Source organism: Nitrobacter winogradskyi Nb-255, from assembly GCF_000012725.1.
In the GTDB taxonomy this organism is placed as follows: Bacteria; Pseudomonadota; Alphaproteobacteria; order Rhizobiales; family Xanthobacteraceae; genus Nitrobacter; species Nitrobacter winogradskyi.
This window is the reverse complement of sequence record NC_007406.1, coordinates 2527868-2544020: the sequence shown is the minus strand read 5'-3', so window position 1 is coordinate 2544020 and position 16153 is coordinate 2527868. Positions and strand designations below refer to the sequence as shown.

The 16153-nt window shown below is 62.6% G+C and carries 15 protein-coding genes; 5 read left to right on the top strand and 10 right to left on the bottom strand.

Going from position 1 to position 16153, the window contains the following annotated elements:
* Window positions 1-118 precede the first annotated feature (118 nt).
* From NWI_RS12105 to NWI_RS12095, 3 genes are read left to right on the top strand one after another with little or no spacing between them, the layout of a single operon-like run.
* Window positions 119-985 (top strand): heme/hemin ABC transporter substrate-binding protein, encoded by an 867-nt coding sequence (locus NWI_RS12105; protein ID WP_011315543.1) that lies wholly within the window; start codon window positions 119-121, stop codon window positions 983-985.
* Window positions 982-2079, top strand: a complete 1098-nt coding sequence (locus NWI_RS12100; RefSeq protein ID WP_011315542.1) for a FecCD family ABC transporter permease — start codon at window positions 982-984, stop codon at window positions 2077-2079. The genes NWI_RS12105 and NWI_RS12100 overlap by 4 nt, the downstream gene beginning before the upstream one ends.
* Window positions 2076-2885 carry a heme ABC transporter ATP-binding protein gene (locus NWI_RS12095; protein ID WP_011315541.1) on the top strand — a complete coding sequence of 270 codons (810 nt, stop codon included), beginning with the start codon at window positions 2076-2078 and terminating at the stop codon, window positions 2883-2885. Before NWI_RS12100 ends, NWI_RS12095 begins: the two co-directional genes overlap by 4 nt.
* Before the next feature lie 247 nt (window positions 2886-3132).
* Here NWI_RS12095 and NWI_RS12090 read toward each other — a convergent pair whose 3' ends face one another.
* The 5 genes from NWI_RS12090 to NWI_RS12070 form a co-directional block, all read right to left on the bottom strand.
* The gene (locus NWI_RS12090) at window positions 3133-4293 is read right to left on the bottom strand and encodes an amidinotransferase (protein WP_011315540.1); all 1161 of its coding nucleotides are present in this window, start codon (window positions 4291-4293) and stop codon (window positions 3133-3135) included.
* A gap of 26 nt (window positions 4294-4319) precedes the next feature.
* The gene (locus tag NWI_RS12085) at window positions 4320-4640 is read right to left on the bottom strand and encodes a DMT family transporter (RefSeq protein WP_011315539.1); all 321 of its coding nucleotides are present in this window, start codon (window positions 4638-4640) and stop codon (window positions 4320-4322) included.
* 127 nt (window positions 4641-4767) lie between these two features.
* Window positions 4768-6153, bottom strand: a complete 1386-nt coding sequence (locus NWI_RS12080; protein ID WP_011315538.1) for a PepSY-associated TM helix domain-containing protein — start codon at window positions 6151-6153, stop codon at window positions 4768-4770.
* Window positions 6154-6224: 71 nt separating this feature from the next.
* The gene (locus tag NWI_RS12075; RefSeq protein ID WP_011315537.1) at window positions 6225-8564 is read right to left on the bottom strand and encodes a TonB-dependent receptor; all 2340 of its coding nucleotides are present in this window, start codon (window positions 8562-8564) and stop codon (window positions 6225-6227) included.
* 102 nt (window positions 8565-8666) lie between these two features.
* Window positions 8667-9041, bottom strand: a complete 375-nt coding sequence (locus tag NWI_RS12070) for a DUF2946 domain-containing protein (RefSeq protein ID WP_041345622.1) — start codon at window positions 9039-9041, stop codon at window positions 8667-8669.
* 339 nt (window positions 9042-9380) lie between these two features.
* On the opposite strand from NWI_RS12070, the gene NWI_RS12065 reads away from it, so the two are divergent.
* Window positions 9381-9875, top strand: a complete 495-nt coding sequence (locus NWI_RS12065) for a DUF2231 domain-containing protein (protein WP_011315535.1) — start codon at window positions 9381-9383, stop codon at window positions 9873-9875.
* 11 nt (window positions 9876-9886) lie between these two features.
* Here NWI_RS12065 and NWI_RS12060 read toward each other — a convergent pair whose 3' ends face one another.
* Genes NWI_RS12060 through NWI_RS12040 form a run of 5 tightly spaced genes read right to left on the bottom strand, consistent with a single transcriptional unit; the run spans window position 9887 to window position 14631 of the window.
* A complete protein-coding gene (locus tag NWI_RS12060; RefSeq protein WP_011315534.1) occupies window positions 9887-10249 on the bottom strand; it encodes a hypothetical protein in 363 nt (120 codons plus the stop codon).
* Entirely contained in the window at window positions 10246-12765 is a 2520-nt protein-coding gene (gene ctaD / locus NWI_RS12055; RefSeq protein WP_011315533.1) for a cytochrome c oxidase subunit I, read from the bottom strand. Before ctaD ends, NWI_RS12060 begins: the two co-directional genes overlap by 4 nt.
* Complete coding sequence (gene coxB, locus NWI_RS12050) at window positions 12762-13472, bottom strand: cytochrome c oxidase subunit II (RefSeq protein WP_244374910.1); 711 nt, start codon at window positions 13470-13472, stop codon at window positions 12762-12764. Before coxB ends, ctaD begins: the two co-directional genes overlap by 4 nt.
* Window positions 13469-13987: a CopD family protein gene (locus NWI_RS12045; RefSeq protein ID WP_011315531.1), complete on the bottom strand. Its 519-nt coding sequence runs from the start codon at window positions 13985-13987 to the stop codon at window positions 13469-13471. The genes coxB and NWI_RS12045 overlap by 4 nt, the downstream gene beginning before the upstream one ends.
* On the bottom strand, window positions 13984-14631 hold the full coding sequence (locus tag NWI_RS12040) for a cytochrome c oxidase assembly protein (protein WP_244374909.1): 648 nt from the start codon (window positions 14629-14631) through the stop codon (window positions 13984-13986). Before NWI_RS12040 ends, NWI_RS12045 begins: the two co-directional genes overlap by 4 nt.
* Window positions 14632-14963: 332 nt before the next feature.
* Between NWI_RS12040 and NWI_RS12035 the strand changes: the two genes are divergently transcribed.
* Window positions 14964-16037: an SDR family oxidoreductase gene (locus NWI_RS12035; RefSeq protein ID WP_148203852.1), complete on the top strand. Its 1074-nt coding sequence runs from the start codon at window positions 14964-14966 to the stop codon at window positions 16035-16037.
* The last annotated feature ends 116 nt before the right edge of the window (window positions 16038-16153 follow it).

Genomic DNA, 16153 nt, shown 5'->3' with positions numbered 1-16153 from the left:
GGTTTTCGGATAAGATCATGCTCGATCAAGAGGTCAAGGTTGGAGTGATCCAACGCAGTTGAACGAGACTCTGGTGGAGTGAATTTGACATTCGCGATCCATCGGCCGCGCATCCCGGATGCGAATGTCAAATTCAAGCTCCACCAGCAAATATAAGCGCGGTCGATTGGCGCAATCACAACAACGATATCAGACCCCGCCAAAATGCACCCTCAAGCCTGCCCTGAAAACGATGCCGGGGCCAGGGCTGGCGAACAGGACGTCGTTCTGGCTCGTGCCGTCAGTCGGTTATATGCGTCAGCTATCCTCGGAGGGTGTCCTCGGTTTGAATCCGTCGGTGATCTTTGCGATGCAGGGATCGGGGCCGAAGGAAACGCTTGACGTCCTGCAAGCGGCGAAGGTGCCGTTTGTTCTTGTGCCTGAGGGCTATTCCGAGCAGGGTATCCTCGACAAGATTTCCCTGGTGGGACACGCGCTGAGAGCCGACGCCCGCGCCGCCTGTCTCACGGCGGCCGTCGCTCATGACCTTACCCGACTGAAGGGTCTGCGAGCCAGGATCGATAAGCCGGTTCGCGTCATGTTCGTGATGTCGCTCGTGAACGGCCGTGCCATGGCGGCGGGGCGTCATACCGCCGCCGACGAGATCATCAAGCTGTCCGGAGGCATCAACGCCATCACTGAGTATGAAGGCTATAAGCCGATCAGCGACGAGGCGATTGTCGCCGCCAAGCCGGATGTTGTCCTGTCCATTGACAGGGGCAACGACTCGCTTGCGCCGGACACCATCTATCAGCATCCTGCTTTTGCATTGACGCCGGCTGCGGCGAACAAATCGTTCATCTCAATGGAGGGGCTTTATCTTCTCGGGTTCGGTCCACGAACCGCTGCTGCAGCACGCGATCTGTCGATTCGACTCTATCCGGCTCTCTCATCCGGGACCGATAATTTCACTCCCGCAGCGCCGACCGTCGATTGCCTGAAATGACCGCGATCGACAGTATCGGAAACGCAGAATCATCCCGCGGAAGCGCGAGCGCGCGCCCTGCGCCCACCCTTCTGTTCGGTTGCCTGCTGGTGGCATTGTCGGGCGTGGCGATCGCCGCGGTGACCATGGGCGCCGCAGGCATTCCTCTTGGCCGCGTTCCGGTGGCGCTGGGGCTTTGGACGAGTGAACAGGCCGGCGCGCTGCTCGCGCGCGATCAGCTTGTGCTCTGGTCGATCCGGATCCCGCGCATTCTGGCCGCCGCCGTGGTTGGCGGTTTGCTTGCAACGTCCGGCGCGATCATGCAGGGCCTGTTTCGGAATCCGCTGGCTGATCCAGCTCTGGTCGGCGTTTCCAGCGGCGGTGCGTTCGCCGCCGCGAGCGCCATTGTTCTGATCGACAGCAGTTACGGCGATGCCTTCCGCTTCATGCAGAATGCGATCCTGCCGCTGGCGGCGTTTCTGGGGTCGCTTGTCACCACATTTGTCCTCTACGGCATTGCCAGCCGCATGGGACGGACCTCCATCGCGCTTTTTCTCCTGGCGGGCCTGGCCATTGCCGCGATCGCCAATGCCGGACTTGGGCTTCTGGTGTTCATCGCGGATGACCGGCAGTTGCGCGACATCACGTTCTGGATGCTTGGTTCGCTGAGCGGCGCGACCTGGAGCAAGGCGGTGACAATTGCGCCGGTCCTCGTCATCGGCGTGTTCGCGTGCTTTCGGATCGGCCGGGGACTGGACCTTCTCGTGCTGGGCGAGTCCGAAGCGTTCCATAGTGGTGTCAATGTCGAACGGCTGAAGCAGGCATCGATCGTTCTGATCTCGGCCATGACCGGAGTCGCGGTCTCGATCTGCGGGGTCGTCGGTTTCATCGGCATTGTTGTTCCGCACCTTCTTCGATTGATGATCGGCCCCGGTCACAGGATGCTGCTTCCGGCATCGGCGCTTCTCGGCGCGATTCTGGTTGTCGGCGCCGACACGCTGGCCCGGACCATCGTCGCGCCCGCCGAGATGCCGATCGGCATTTTGACGGCGGCGATCGGCGCGCCGTTTTTCCTCGCGATCCTGCTCCGGCAGCGGGGACTGGCCGGGCTATGAGGCCGATCATCGAAACGCATTCAGTGACGATGCGGATCAATGGCGCGACGCTAGTCGATGGCATCGACCTCAGCGTCGGAAGCGGAGAGATGGTTGCGATCGTTGGTCCTAATGGTGCTGGAAAGTCTACCCTTCTTCGCCTGCTTTCCGGCGATCTTCAGCCGACGCAAGGACGTATCGAACTCAAGCAGGCCGATCTCAGATCCTACTCCGCGGCACAACTGGCAACCCATCGTGCGACACTGTCGCAACACGTCAACGTCACGTTTCCGTTCACGGTCGAGGAGATCGTCCGCATGGGCGCGGGCGATATGGCAATCGCTGCAGCGCATCCGCTTGTCGAGTCGGCCATGGACGAGGTCGCAATCCGTCCGCTCCGCAGCCGCCAACTGCCGACCCTCTCGGGCGGCGAACAGCAGCGCACTCATTTTGCGCGTGTCCTCGTTCAATTGGCGTGCGGCGAAGCTCGTCATGGGCCGGGATTACTCCTGCTCGATGAGCCGACATCAAGCCTCGACTTGCGGCATCAAATTGAGCTGGTCGAAATCGCCGGCCGGCGCGCCCGCAACGGGACAGCCGTGATCGCGATCCTGCACGACCTTAATCTCGCCGTCCGATTCGCGAGCCGCATTATTGTTATTCACCGCGGCGCCATTGTCGCCGATGGTCCTCCCGCGCAAACGATCACCGACGGACTGATCCGAAAGGTGTTCGAAGTTTGTGCGGATATTCAGTATCACGGCGATGGCAGCCCGGTTTTGCTGCCTCAAGCGATGAAATCAATTGGACCGGGCAACCTCTTATGATCGTGCTAGATCACGATGGTTTTGGATCGAATCGATCCAAAACCATGAACGTGATCGATTCCAACATTTTAGAGCGGGATGCGGGCGGAAAACCGCTACACACTTTTCCTCATCCCGCTCTAGTAGCGCTTTCCGGGCGAAGCATGTCCTCGGGCTTGGCCCGAGGATGGGATGTGCCCGCGTTAAGAAAGCGCGTCAAACCACAATCAAAGAGCTTTGCTTCTGATTCCATCAGATGCGGAAGGATCTAGAAATAGCTTTCCAGACTGCCTCGTCGCCGAATGTCGAGCGTTGCGCAATGAAACGCGCCGCCGAACGCGCCATAGTGCAGGAAATCGCAGGGCACCGGCTCAAAACCCCATTTCTCCAATGCCTTGATCATCGATGTGTGATGTCGCTCGACGACAACACGCTTCTCGTCGATCGTCAGCACATTCATGTTCAACCACTTGCCGCACATGGAGGTGATCTTGAGCAGCCGGTCTTCGATCGGGTTCGGCTCCGGTGCGACCAGGATCTCCCAATCCTTCAGGATGGGAGGCAGGCGGCTGACATCGAGGTACTCCGGATTGACGAGAACTTTACCAGGAGCCAGCGGCACGAAAGTCGTGTCGATGTGCATCGGCGTGCGACAGCGGCTTTCGATCTCGTGGATGCGATAGCCGCGATCCGACAAGTGCCGTCGCAGCCACTCGATGCCCATTGCGTTGGTCACATTACTCTTCTGGACAAAGAGATCCCGGCCGCAACGCATGAAGTCGGCCGCATCAAACACCGGCTCCCATTCGGTCAGGACATAACCGATGGGATCGCCTTCTTTGGGAATACGATAGGCGTCGTCGAATAGCTCTTTCCTCAGCTCGGGTTTCGGCGCCGACGTCCAGCGCGCCCCGGCCCTGAAGTACTCCTTCAGGAGCGTGCGATAAGAATGAGTCTCGAAGTAACGGGTGGGCCATGCCATCGGCGTCTCGATGATTTCATCGCCGATGACCAGCATGGAATCGCGTGGGCAGGCATTGATGAAACCTCTCGCACGCCAGTTCGGCGTTCCGAAACGGCGCTTCCAGTCTATGGCATCGGGCCTGCGGACCTTGATCCCAAACGATTCAAGAATCTTGATAAACCCATCCAGTTCGCGCTGAGCGGGTTCCGACATGATTTTGGGGAACCGCATTCCGGCGACAAGCGCGTGAACTTTCTTGGCGGCGAGACCCGGAATATTGGACGTCACGGTGGGATGGTTCGAAGGGATTGTCGCACCTTCTAGCCGGCCGACGATCACCTCTTCCAGTGGGTCCCATTCGTTATGGGAGTTGACGGGGCACGCTTGCCTGGACGGCGAATCCTCGCTCGCGCGATTTTCATCCTGCTCACGGTTGGAAGGGTGACCAGAGGTGTCCAGCATCATTTAGCCTTCCCGGAAATTCGTTAAGCTCAAGCAGGTGAAACGACTTTGAGGCCGACCATGCCGATGATGATCAGCCCCAGGCATGCAAACCTCGCTATTGTTGCAGGCTCGGAAAAAAGCCACATGCCCAACAGAGCTGTTCCGGTGGCCCCGATTCCAGTCCAGATTGCGTAAGCTGTGCCGACCGGCAAGGTTCGTATCGCAATCGACAACAGCATGAAGCTGAGCGCCATTCCCAAACCGGTGAACACGCTCGGCCACAGACGCGTGAACCCGTCTGTGTACTTCAAGCCGATAGCCCATCCTGTTTCAGCGAGGCCCGCAAGGAAAAGGTATAGCCAAGACATCTGGGCACCGCTGGCTGTCCTGCCGCTCAAGGCGGCGTGCGCCCGATATAGGACAGGGAAGGCGCACAAGGCAAGCCGCCGGCAAATCGCGACGCGCTTGTTGCGCCGCGATTGTTTGCTGATCCCTTCACTGTCCGGGCCGAAGCCGGTACGCAGGCGATTGTTCCCACACCCAGTCGGCAATCATCGCCAGCGCCAGTGACGCCCCCGCCAGCGGGAACATCACGCAGAGCCCGATGACGATCATCGCCGACGTGCGCAGCCGTGGAGAAGATAGCGGCTGCGGCGCTGCAAATTCTCCTTTCGGACGTCGCCGCCACCACATGAGGGGACCTGTGATCGTCAGGACGATGATGCCGATACAGGGGATCAGCATCACGATCTGGTTGAGGCGTCCGAAGTAGTTGCCCATGTGGATCTGGACGCCGAGTTCCACGGCCTTCGCGGCCCATCCATAGTCGGCGAAACGGACATCGCCGATCACGCGACCTGAGTACTGATCAACATGGAGCGTGCGCTGCGTCTCCGGCTGATCGGGATAGCTGAAGGCGGTGAACACGCCGCTGGCGTTCTTCGGCAGGATCAGGCGATACGGAGCCATCAAACCCTCGCGCGTCAGGATCGCGGCAACGTCGTCGACGCCGAGCATGCGTTTCGCGGCGGGCGCGGAGGTGATGTGCCCGTGATGCCCGGCATGCGGATCGGAATCCGGAATCGGCGCCTGCTCCAGCGTCCAGGGCGCGGCATTGCCCGCTGCGTCCTTGACCGTCGTCGTGGACGGCGTCGTTCCTTGAAGCCTGTGATTTGCCGGATAGCCGATGCCGGCGAGGTCGGTGCCGCGGCGCAGCAAGTCGCCCCAGAAGGATGCCCATGGCAGGCCCGTGAGGATCAGGAACATGATGAGAAAGGCGGACCACATGCCCACCACCGCGTGCCATTCCTTCCAGAACGGCCGTCCGCGCCGGCCAATTCGTGGATAGAGAACACCGCCGAGACGGAAGCGGCCGCGCGGCCACCACAGGTAAAGGCCTGTCGCCACGAGGATGAAGCCCCAGCAGGCAGCGAGTTCGACGATATTGTCGCCGATGCTCCCCAGCGTCAGCGAGCCGTGCGCGATGTCGGCGAAGCCGACCAGCGTGCGGGCATAGACATAGGAGCCGAGAACCCGCCCGGTGCCGGGATCAACGAACACGCGGACCGCATCACCTGTCGCCGGTGTCACGAATACTTCCACGCTGCGGTTCGTCGCCCGAGCCGTATCGATGCGGGTGACCTTTCCGCCGGGATAGGCGGTGATCGCAGCCTCGGCCATCTTGCTGAGCGGCGCCGGTTCGGACACCGGCGCGACAATGCGTAGATCACGATGGAGCACATCGTTGATCTCGTCATTGAAGAGATAGATCGCGCCCGTCACGGCGAGAATGAACATGAAGGGTGCGACCACGAGACCGGCATAGAAATGCCAGCGCCAGACCGTGCGGTGCAGAGCCAGGGCTGAGAAGGAGTTGGACATCGGCGTTTGCTTTCAGACATCGGAATGGGGACGCCTCATCGGAGCACCGGCGAGACGCCGTGTTTCACGCATCAGAACCTGACGTTGTAGGAGAGGTCGAAATTGCGCGGCGCGCCGAGATACACCTGGGTGGGACTGTATCCGGACCAGTTCGCATAGAATGCGTTGGTGAGATTGCGGCCGCGCAGCCGCAACGTTCCGCCGCCGATGTCGTAGGCCACCCAGGCGTCAAGCAGGGTTCGCCCGCTTACCTCGATGGTGTTGGCGGTGTCGGTGTAGAAAGACCCTACGTGCTGCGCCGATGCGCCGATTGTCAGCGGCACCGGATCGAAGCGATAGCTGGTCGAGACCATGAACGCCTGCGCCGGCACGTTGATCGGGCGGTTCCCGCGCAGATCGAGCGTGGCGCTACGCAACTCGGTAAACTCCGCCTTGATGAATGACGCGTTCGCGTTCACTCTCCACTGCGGCGTCAGTGATACCGCGACATCCAGTTCCACGCCGCGGGAGCGCTGGCTGCCGCCCTGCACCGTCAGCGCCGGAGTTGTCGGATCGCGGGTCAGGATATTGTTCTGCTCGATCTGATAGACCGAAGCGGTCGTCACCAAACGGTTGTCCAAGAGCGACGATTTGATTCCGCCCTCGATCGAACTTCCGGTGGACAGGTCGAACCGTCCGTTGGCGAGATTGCTGAGCAACAGCCCCGAGACCGGAATGGCGGCGCGATTATACTGGCCGAATAAGGCCGTTCCGGACGTTACGTTGTAAACCGTTCCGACCCGCCACGAGAGATTGTCGAACGTCTTTTCGAAGCGGGTGACCGTACCCGTGTTCAGATCGTCGATCCGTCGATCGAGCTTCATGCTCTCGTGCCGGACGCTGGCGAGCATCAGCCAGTCCGGCGTCAGGTTGATGGCGTTCTCCGCGAAGGCTGCGAACGTTTTTAGTCCGCTGGTGAAATCCTGTCGGGTCGGGAAGTTCGCAGCCGTATCGGCAGGGAAGTAGCCGCGATCCGGATTGAAGGGATCGACCGGCGTGGCGGATCCGAACCGTCTGCTCGAGTCGAAATCCGTGTCGGTGTATTCGAGCCCGGCAGCGAAGCGGTTGCGGAATCCTCCGATGATGCCGTCATAGGCCGCCGCCGCACGCTCCGACCAGATCTGGTGCGCGTGCGTGATTTTCGTTGTCGAACGGTCGAGCAGGCCGCTCACGGAATTGAACGTGAAGTCTTCGGAACTGGCCCAGTACCGGTCGGACTTGAAGAAACTGAGATCGTTCCGCAGTGTCCAGTTGTCGGTCAGCTTGTATTCGGCGCCGCCGCGCAGCCAGACAGTGTCCGACGTCATCAGCCCATTCTCGACATTATAGTTCTGATTGCGGATGGAACGGTCGATCACAAGCCCGCCGGGGGCCGAGACGAGGTTCGTGGGATCGCGCGCGAGCGAGCGGGCGATCAGCGGGGTGCCCTGATAGGGTGTCCGGAACTCGTCGTGAAAGAAGCTGGCGGAGCTTGTGAAGGTGAGCCTGTCGGTCGGGGCGAGCGTCCCGCTGGTCGTTGCGCCCACCTTGCGCGATCGGGTGTCGTTGATAAAGCCGTCGGATTGTCCGTAGCTCAGCGTCGAGCGGACGGCCGCGTTTGATCCGATCGGAGCGTTGATATCGATGCCCGTCCGCAGCGAGTTGAAGCTGCCATAGCTCAACAGGCCCTGGGCGCCTGCCTGGCCGAGCTTGGGCTGCTTGGTTACAAGATTCACGGCTCCGGCCAAGGCGCCGACACCCTGAATGACGGACGCGGGTCCTTTCAGGATTTCGACACGCTCGAAACTGAAGGTGTCGAAATCGCGGGAGACGATCAACGGGTCTGGCGCGCGAACGCCGTCGACCGCATATCCGGTCGCTGCGCGGGAGAACCCGCGCATGGAGATGACGCCGGGTTCGCCGGGGAGGTTTCCGGACATGACGCCCGGAACCGAGTTGAAGGTTTCCACCATCGTGCGGAGGCCTTTTTCCTGCATATCCCGCTGTGTGATGATGTTGACGGTCGCCGGCGTCTCGCGCGGCGTCAGCCCAACGAGGCTGCCGGCCGCATTCGGGATACCGAGATTCAGCGGGCCCGGCGCTCCTTCCGCATTCATCGTGCCGGGCGCGGTGGCGGGGAGGGCGGCTGACGGCGTGACCGCGGGGGTTCGCGAAGCCGATTGATGCGTTGCGCGTCGTGCGGCGGAGGCGCGGAAGGCGCGGTTTGGCTGGGACCGAAGGGGTTGCCGGGCCGGTTCGGTGATCGTCACCGCCGGCAGCACGGTATCGGAATTCGACTGCGCCGAAGCAGTCGAGCAGGATTCGATCGCGGCCACGGTTGCGAGCACGCAGCAAAGCGCGCCACCCCGGCCGAGGGCGGTATCGTTCGACATGATGTATTTTGTTTCCTGATGCGGGCTATCGCCCGGAGCGTTCAAACAGATCGGACCGCCGCGAACGCGAAGGTGTCGCGGCGGTCGAGCGGATTTGTTGAATCAGGAAATGAACGGAGGCGCGCGCGCTTGCGCGTTGGAGCGGGCCGCGAGCGGCCGCAGGTCAAAAATCAGGTCGCGCCAGGCGACGCGGGTTGCGTCACGCTCGATCCTGACTTCGAAGGCTTGTGGATCGGGGGGCGGCGCGGCGGCGTGGTGGACGACGCAACACAGGGCGCAGCAGGCGCCGTGCGTCTGCTGCGGATCGGTCTCACGCTCCTGCGGAGAAGTTGTATCGGGCGCGTGCGAGCATATCGCGCCTGCCAGCGGATCGGTCGTGGTCGGGCTGAACGCCAGGCATACGGCGACGGGTGCGAATATCTGCACCAGCATCGCAAGCATGACGATCGGAAGAAATCTTCCCAGCCGCCGACGCATGATTTTCCCGCCTTTCGCGACGAAGGTCACGAATTCAGGTATCGAGACAGAATTCGCGGCCGGCCCGCATCAATTGTGCGTTGGACACATTCAGAAGCGAGCGCTCATTCATAGCGCGGCGCATTTGTCGGATCATGCGGTATCATGCCGCACCAGCCCCCACACCGGGCAGCCTCCACCAAACCCGCGTGGAGCGCGCGTGCATTTCGGCGGTGGAACATTTGACGTCCAGATCGAGTTCGTCCAGGTCGAGTTCGTCCAAGTCGGGTGGGCTGGTCTCCAAGTGTTTTGCGGTCTCATGCCTTCGTATCCGGAAGAAGTAAGGTGGCGGGTAGCGATATGACCAAAAGCTCAATGGAACAGCCCGTCACCGCCGAGGAAGAGGAAATCCCTTCCGCGGTCGCGGTGGCTCGTCATCCGCTGCATGCCATGAGCGTCCATTTCCCGATCGCCTTTGCCATCGGTGCGCTCGGCTCGGACGCTCTCTTCCTGTGGACCGCCGATCCGTTCTGGGCGCGGGTGGCTCTGTGGGTCTTGGGCTTCGCCTTCGCGAGCGGGGTCGCGGCCGGGCTCGTCGGAACGGTGGAGCTATTGCTGGTTCCGCAGATCCGCCACCGCGTCCAGAGCTGGAGCCACGGTATCAGCGCCATGATGCTGATCGCGATCCTCGGCACGAACTGGGGGCTGAGGCTTCATGTGGACGATGCGGTTCTGCCGCACGGCCTGCTGTTGTCGGCCTTGGGCGCGATCTTCACCGGCCTCGCCGGATGGCACGGAGGCAAGCTGATTTTCCATCACGGCGTGGGCGTCGCGATCTCCGGCAATGAGGAGTGATCAACCGCCGCTCAGTAGCATGCCGTGGTGAAAAGGACCGGTCCGAGGGAAACGAGCGTGGCGGCCAGCGCCGCCCATGCGCTGAGCTTCGCGACGTTTCCTAGAAAGCGCGCGGTATCATCCGCCCTGACGCGATGAGGAAGACGTGCGCACAGGCGCGCCAGAACGGCCGATGCGAACAGGGCCGCGAGGAAAAGCGCAATCAGCAGCAGCCTGTGCGCGTCGATGCTTCCGAAGATCGTGATCTCGTCCCAGTCAAAACCGCAGCCGAGAGCCTGCACCGAATACAAGGCCGCGAACGCCGCGCCCCATGCGAGAAAGCCGGAGCATATCCAGACAAGCATGCTCGCCGAGGCGCGATGATCACCGGTCATCTGAACGCCTCGCCCGCGGTGATGAGGGCCGGCAGCAGCAGGACCAGCCCGATACCGGCAAATCCCGTGATAGCCGTATAGTCGTGCAGCGGCGTCGCGATCCGCAGGTCGAGACTGCGCCTGGCCGAGACGTATCCTGTCAGGACGCGCCGGAGACCGAACAGGCAGAACACGGTGGCGAGAAAGGTATGCAACGCGCTGTAGGCGAGCAGCGCGAAGGACGTAGCGTTGTAGGCGTGCGCTGTCGGCGCAGGTAGGCTCGTCCGCATCAGGATCACGAGCAGAATGAGCGACGCGAATTGAAGGACGGCGGTCGCCCCCAGCCAGAGAACAGGCGAGCGGCTTCTGGCGTTGCGCGCCACCGCGCGCCGGGCGCATAGCGGCGCTGCGGCGAGGGCGGCCACAAGCAGGGCAGGCACAACCAGGCCGCTCTTCAGCGTCTGTGGAGGCGGCCATGCGGGCGCGGTCAGCCAGAGAAAGAGCGGGCTGAATACCAGCGAGCCATAGAAGGCCGCGTCGGCGATGAGCGTGATGATCATGCCCCACCAGGAGGGCGGCCTGTGCGTTTCATAATGGAGCGGTGCAACCTCCTCCCGGCCGATGACCACGGGACCGTTATCCCGGTCGAGGCCGGTCACGCGCGTCCAGCAAAGAAGGAGCATGAAGGCGACGCCGAGAGGCAGCAGCGAGAACCAGTAGTAGCTGAACAGGAGGCTGAGCACGAAGGTCGCCACGGCAAGCGCCGTCCATAACGGCAGGTAGGTCTGGCGCGGCAGCACGATGACGTGATCCGTCCGTCCGCTCGTTATGTCGACCCCCAGCGTTTCCATCCATCCGTTGCGCGCGAAACCAAGATAGCCGTGACCGGCGGCAAGCTGTGGACCGATAGACTCGGGTTCGAGCGTGTCGGCGCGTCTTTCGATCCACGGGAGGGACAAGAAGTTGTAGGCGGGCGGAGGAATAGGTTGCGCCCACTCCAGCGTCCGCGCCTTCCACGGGTTTCGCCGGAAGCGCCGCCCGTAGCGAATCTGCAGGAACACGTCCACGATGATGAGCGCGAAACCCATCGTCAGGATGAAGCCGCCGATCGACGATGTGAGGTTGAGCCAGTCCCAGCCTGCCTCCACGGGATAGGTGTCGACACGCCGCGGCATGCCGCGCAGGCCCGTCAGGTGCATCATGAAGAAGGTCACATTGAACCCGATGAAGACCAGCCAGAATGCGGGCATGGAAAGCCTGAACGCGGGAATCCGGCCGCAGATGTGGGGCAGCCAGTAGTAGAGCGCCGCGACCAGCGGAAAAATGAAGCCGCCGACCAGTACGTAATGCAGATGCGCGGTCACGAATTGGGTGTCGTGGGCCTGCCAGTTGAACGGCACCATGGCGAGCATGACGCCGGTCAGACCGCCGAGAATGAAGACGAACAGGAATCCGAAGATCCACAGCATCGGAATATCGAAACGCGGCCGTCCATGCGCGAGCGTCGCGATCCATGCGAAAATCTGCACCGCCGTCGGAACGGTGACGGCGGCGCTGGCCGCTGAAAAGAAGGCGAGCGCCATATGCGGGATGCCCACGGCGAACATGTGATGGACCCACAACCCGAAGGACAGGAAGGCCAGCGCGACGAGGGCGACGACCACAGCCCGGTATCCTATCAGCTTGCGTCGCGCGAAGACCGGCAGGATGGTCGAGATCGCGCCGGCCGCCGGAAGAAAGATGATGTAGACCTCCGGGTGGCCGAACAGCCAGAACAGATGCTGCCACAGCAGCGCGTCGCCGCCGCGCGCGGTGTCGAAGAAAGGAAGATCGAATGCGCGCTCCAGTTCCAGCAGGACGGAGCCGAGGATCAGCGGCGGGAATCCGAGGACCATCATTCCGGCGGTCACCAGCACATACCAGCCGAAGATGGGCATGCGGCTGAGCGACATGCCCGGCGCGCGGATCTTCAGGATGGACACCACCAGTTCGACGGCGGCGGTCACGGCGGAGATTTCGACGAAAGTGATGCCGAGCAGCCAGACGTCGGCATTGATGCCGGGGGTGAAGGCGCTGGACGAAAGTGGCGTATACATGAACCAGCCGGAGTCGGGCGCCGCGCCCGCGAGCATCGCCGCGATCAGGATCGCGCCGCCGAACAGGTAGCACCAGTAGCCGAACGCCCCCAGCCGCGGAAAGGCGAGATCGCGTGTGCCGAGAAGCTTCGGCAGCAGGTAGATCGCCATGCCCTCGAACATCGGGATCGCGAACAGAAACATCATGATGGTGCCGTGCATCGTGAAGAGCTGATTGTAGAGATCGGGTCCGATGAAGGCGGAGCGGGAGGTGGCGAGTTGGGCGCGGATCAGCATCGCCAGCAGGCCGCCGATGCCGAAGAAGATGAAGGCGGTGATCATGAAGCGCGTGCCGATGACGCTGTGGTTGACCGCCGCGAGCCGTTTCACACCGCGTCCGCTGGCCCAGATTTCGTTGAGCTGCCTGTGGAGCCGCAGCGGCGTCGCCACCCGCCCGCTCATCGCCTGGCCTCTTCAATCGCGCCCGCCATGATCGTGGCGAACTCCTCGGGCTCATGGGCCAGAACCGTGAACCGCATGGCGGAATGGCCTGCGCCGCAGAACTCGGCGCAGACACCGCCATAAACGCCCGGGCGATCCGCCTGGAGCCGGACAACGTTCCGGTGGCCGGGGATGGCGTCTATCTTGCCGCCGAGCCGGGGCACCCAGAACGAGTGGATTACGTCCTTCGTGGTGACGATCACGTCGACCGGCTCGCCCGCGGGGATATGCAGAACGTTCACGGATAGCGTGGCTCGCCGGCTGTCCGGGTAGGCGAAGCTCCAGGTCCATTGGCGCGCCTGCGCCGCGACCTTCAGTGGAGGTTGCTCCAGTGGGTGCACGATCATGCGCTCGCCCAGCACGAGCGCCGCGATCAGCAGGGCCGACAGCACCGCGCCAGGCATGACGAGGCCGCCATAGATGATCCAGCTTCTCGACGACCACATCGAGGCGATGCCCGGTTTGAGGAACGCCAGCGCGATCAGGGCCGCCATCAGAAGCGACAGGACGGCGGCCCCCGAGAACATGATCCACCATAGCGTTGCGGTGGAAGCGGCTGCCGGTCCGGCAGGGTCGAGCGCTGAAAGCGGCCCCGTGCAACCGGACAGGATCGTCAAACTGGCGAGACCCGCAAGCGGCCTTCGACGCAGGCGGGCGGCGACCGTCACAGGCCCGCCTCCAGGCCAGTCCACCGGAGGAGGGGAGCGAAAAGCTCCCTCAGCGCGCCCGGCCGCGAGATGGCGTCAGGCAGAGCGTCCAGCGGAAACGATGGCTTTGCCAGCACCAGAAGGAGGATTGCCAGCGTCGCGAGAAGCGATGCGCCGGCGACCGCGACGAAGCGCCAGACGGGATAGTCTTCACCGTCATCGAAGAGGCGGACGATGATGAGCCCCGTCAACAGATGGAGTCCGACCAGCATGCCGACGACGGCGAGCTTCAGCGAGAACCATGGCATGAAGGTTTCCGCGACGAAGACCAGCGCGATACCGCTTCCCACGGCGATGAAGGCGGCAGGAGAGATGAGCGCCAGATAGCTGAACCGCACCGAACCCTGCAGAGTGAACAGCGCCGCTTTATCCCTCAGGCGCACGCGCTGTCCGTAAAGCGCCGGGAGGCCGATCAAGCCCGCGCACCAGAGGCTGATCGCGCCGACATGGATGAACTTCAACCAGATGATCGTCATGTCGGGCGCGTGCTTTGAGTGGGATGCGGGTGCGTTTCCAGCATGCGCGCAGCCAGCAGCGCCGCGGCGGCGAGATAGGACATCGAAGCCGGAATCCACATCAGGAGGCCGGCGAGCTGCTGGTCGTCGAGAGGCGTCAATCCGTAGGGCAGGGTGGTCGTCATGTGATGATCGAACAGGGGCCGGGCCGCGAAGGTCAGCAGCGCGCCGAGCATCCCCATCTGGATGACGGTGGCCAGAAGCGCGGCCAGCGCGGCACCGGCATGATTTCGCCTGTCAAGCACAGCCTGCCAGAGCAGAAAGGCCGACAGAAAGAGACTTGCCTCCATCATCCAGTACGCCGCGGTGGAATCGAGCGCGAACGCGTAAGGCCCGGGCGTGTGCCACACCCACATGCAGATCGCGTGGATGAGAACCAGCCCGGAGACAGGCACCCGCCGCAAGGTGGCTCGTGGCGGAAAGGCCAGGGCGAACAACGGGGCGGCCAGGGCGACCAGAAGCACGTGATGAAAGACCCGCGCGGAAAAAAGCGCGGAGGCAAGCGCGCAGAGTGGTGAAACGAACGCCGCCAGGAGCACCGCCCAGCCAGCCAACGCGGCCGGCGATTTCAGCGCCGCGATCCGGCGCTCGCGCGACATCATCATGCAGGCAGCAGCGACTCCTGCAAACACAGCAATGAGTAGCGGGTCGAAGTTCCAACTCGACGCCAAATCTTCGGGCAGCGGTGCAGGACCACAATAGGGATCAGCGCCTTGCCGCATGTGATGTCCCAACATCCGTTGAACAGACCTGCTCAACTTCTCAGAAACAGTTTTGTTCTTGCAAAGCCTGCCTGTCGTGCGCTGACGCGCGTTCCTTTGATCTGTCGAGGCGGCGTACGCCAGGAAAACACAGCTCGCCGGTTCATATGCTTGATGCCGGGATGGAACCATCGTTGATCCTCACGGTTGGAACCTCTGCAATCCAAGGCGGTGTGATGTTCGCGATCGAGCAGGTCTTCCGAAAGCCCATTCCTGAAAGCCTTCAAGGCAAGGTGGTGATGATCACGGGCGGTTCGGCCGGGGTGGGCCGGGCAGCCGCGCGGGCTTTCGCGCGCGAGGGCGCGAATGTCGCCTTGCTCGCGCGCGACGTCGCGGGACTCGAGGATGCGAAAGCGGAGATCGAATCCTTCGGCGGTGAAGCAAGGATTTTTCCGGCTGATGTCGCCGATGCGGAAGCCGTGTTCGCAGCGGCGGCCCAATGCGAAGTCGAGCTTGGGCCGATCGACATCTGGGTCAACAATGCGATGGCGACCGTCTTTTCGCCGGTCGAGCAGTTGACGCCGGAGGAGATCAGGCGTGTGACGGAAGTGACCTATCTCGGTTATGTGCACGGCACGCTTGCAGCGCTTCGCCATATGCGGCCGCGCGATCGGGGCGTGATCGTGCAGGTCGGGTCGTCGCTGGCTTATCGCGGCATTCCCCTGCAAGCCGCTTACTGCGGAGCCAAGCACGCGGTGCGTGGTTTCACGGACTCGCTGAGAACGGAACTGCTTCATCATCGCAGCAACGTTGCCGTCACCGCGGTCCATCTTCCGGCCGTCAACACGCCGCAGTTCGAATGGGCGCGCACAAGGATGCGCAAGGCATTCCGTCCGGTGGCGCCGGTCTATACATCGCGGGCGGCGGCGTTAGCCATCGTCCATGCCGCGACACATCCGAAACGGGAATACTGGCTGGGCGGAACGACATCGCTCACGATCATCGGCGATATGCTGTTTCCCGGCCTGCTTGATCGTTTTCTCGCGCGTGAGGCGGTGGATGGACAACAGAAGGAAACCGAGATCGGCGCTAACCGATCCGACAACCTCTTCTTGCCTGTCTCCGGGCGACATCGCACCAACGGCGCCTTCAGCGCGGAGGCACGGCCGGATCCCGCAATGCTCTCCGCACAGACGATCCGCTTCGCGACGATTGCGGGAGCCTGTGTCCTGATCGGCTTCGCCGGCGCGGTGCTCGGCGCGAGGCGCGCCTCGGCGGCACGGACCGAAAAGCGATGCCGCCCGCGATAAAATGCCTGCGATAGATCTGGGTCGCAAACAAACGGAGCCAACGATGTACGCCAGACTTACCGACTCACGCCGTCCCGGTATCGCACTGCTTTCCATGACCGCAGTTTCCGCCGTAT

What these genes read in the sequence shown, in the direction of transcription:
- NWI_RS12080 (WP_011315538.1), bottom strand. Translation starts at nt 6,153, where the DNA reads ATGTCCAACTCCTTCTCAGCCCTGGCTCTGCACCGCACGGTCTGGCGC.
- NWI_RS12105 (WP_011315543.1), top strand. Translation starts at nt 119, where the DNA reads ATGCGAATGTCAAATTCAAGCTCCACCAGCAAATATAAGCGCGGTCGA.
- NWI_RS12040 (WP_244374909.1), bottom strand. Translation starts at nt 14,631, where the DNA reads ATGATGATGTCGCGCGAGCGCCGGATCGCGGCGCTGAAATCGCCGGCC.
- NWI_RS12045 (WP_011315531.1), bottom strand. Translation starts at nt 13,987, where the DNA reads ATGACGATCATCTGGTTGAAGTTCATCCATGTCGGCGCGATCAGCCTC.
- NWI_RS12065 (WP_011315535.1), top strand. Translation starts at nt 9,381, where the DNA reads ATGACCAAAAGCTCAATGGAACAGCCCGTCACCGCCGAGGAAGAGGAA.
- NWI_RS12075 (WP_011315537.1), bottom strand. Translation starts at nt 8,564, where the DNA reads ATGTCGAACGATACCGCCCTCGGCCGGGGTGGCGCGCTTTGCTGCGTG.
- NWI_RS12090 (WP_011315540.1), bottom strand. Translation starts at nt 4,293, where the DNA reads ATGATGCTGGACACCTCTGGTCACCCTTCCAACCGTGAGCAGGATGAA.
- NWI_RS12070 (WP_041345622.1), bottom strand. Translation starts at nt 9,041, where the DNA reads ATGCGTCGGCGGCTGGGAAGATTTCTTCCGATCGTCATGCTTGCGATG.
- NWI_RS12035 (WP_148203852.1), top strand. Translation starts at nt 14,964, where the DNA reads ATGTTCGCGATCGAGCAGGTCTTCCGAAAGCCCATTCCTGAAAGCCTT.
- NWI_RS12085 (WP_011315539.1), bottom strand. Translation starts at nt 4,640, where the DNA reads ATGTCTTGGCTATACCTTTTCCTTGCGGGCCTCGCTGAAACAGGATGG.
- NWI_RS12100 (WP_011315542.1), top strand. Translation starts at nt 982, where the DNA reads ATGACCGCGATCGACAGTATCGGAAACGCAGAATCATCCCGCGGAAGC.
- NWI_RS12095 (WP_011315541.1), top strand. Translation starts at nt 2,076, where the DNA reads ATGAGGCCGATCATCGAAACGCATTCAGTGACGATGCGGATCAATGGC.
- NWI_RS12060 (WP_011315534.1), bottom strand. Translation starts at nt 10,249, where the DNA reads ATGACCGGTGATCATCGCGCCTCGGCGAGCATGCTTGTCTGGATATGC.
- ctaD (WP_011315533.1), bottom strand. Translation starts at nt 12,765, where the DNA reads ATGAGCGGGCGGGTGGCGACGCCGCTGCGGCTCCACAGGCAGCTCAAC.